The 612-nt window shown below is 65.8% G+C and carries 1 protein-coding gene; it reads right to left on the bottom strand.

Annotated elements, in window-relative coordinates; genetic code table 11:
* Positions 1–573, bottom strand: a 573-nt coding sequence (locus tag ACRWND_RS30930; RefSeq protein ID WP_431955306.1) for a hypothetical protein, incomplete at its 3' end; no start/stop codon positions are given.
* Between the last annotated feature and the right edge of the window lie 39 nt (positions 574–612).

The raw sequence follows: 612 nt of genomic DNA, 5'->3' as shown, positions 1-612 counted from the left end.
GAGGTTGCCGTGTTTCTCGTACCACTGCTTGGCGGCTTGCAAGTAAGGTATGCCAGTGGCGCTGACTTCTTGGCTGACATCTTGGCTGACCTCTTGGGTGTCGTGGGCGCGGAGTGCGTATTGGTGGTGGAGGCGGTTGATTTCTTCTGGTGGGAGTTGGATGTGGTAGGTGGCGTCGATGTGGTCCCAGATGCCGCCGAAGGTGGCGTGGGGATTGGTTTCGGCGAGGGTGATGATGTCGTCGATCTGCTGGTTTGTGAGGGTGGGGAGTTCGTCGCCGCGTGCCCATGCGGGTGGGTTGTGGGTTGGTGTGCTCCAGAGCATGTATGCGGCGGCCCCGAGGGCCCGTTCGGCTGCGGGGCTGGAGTGCGTGGGGATCTGGGAGTCGACGTCGATGGGGGTGGGTCGGGTGGTGGTGACGGGGGGCTGATCGTTCGTGGCGCCGGTGAGCCGCTGCCGCGGGGGTTGAGCCTGGTGTTCGGGTTGGATGTGGCCGGTTCTGCCGGGGAGGGCGAGGCCGGGGGTGCTCTCGCGGCTGGATGTGGAGGCGTCGCCGAACAGGCTGTCTTCCACGCTGTGGTGGCGGGTTCCGCCGGGGACGGCGACAGGTTG

The organism is Actinacidiphila sp. bgisy167, from assembly GCF_965342175.1.
Lineage (GTDB): Bacteria > Actinomycetota > Actinomycetes > Streptomycetales > Streptomycetaceae > Actinacidiphila.
The sequence above is the reverse complement of the archived record's forward strand: the minus strand, read 5'-3'. Positions and strand labels throughout refer to the sequence as shown.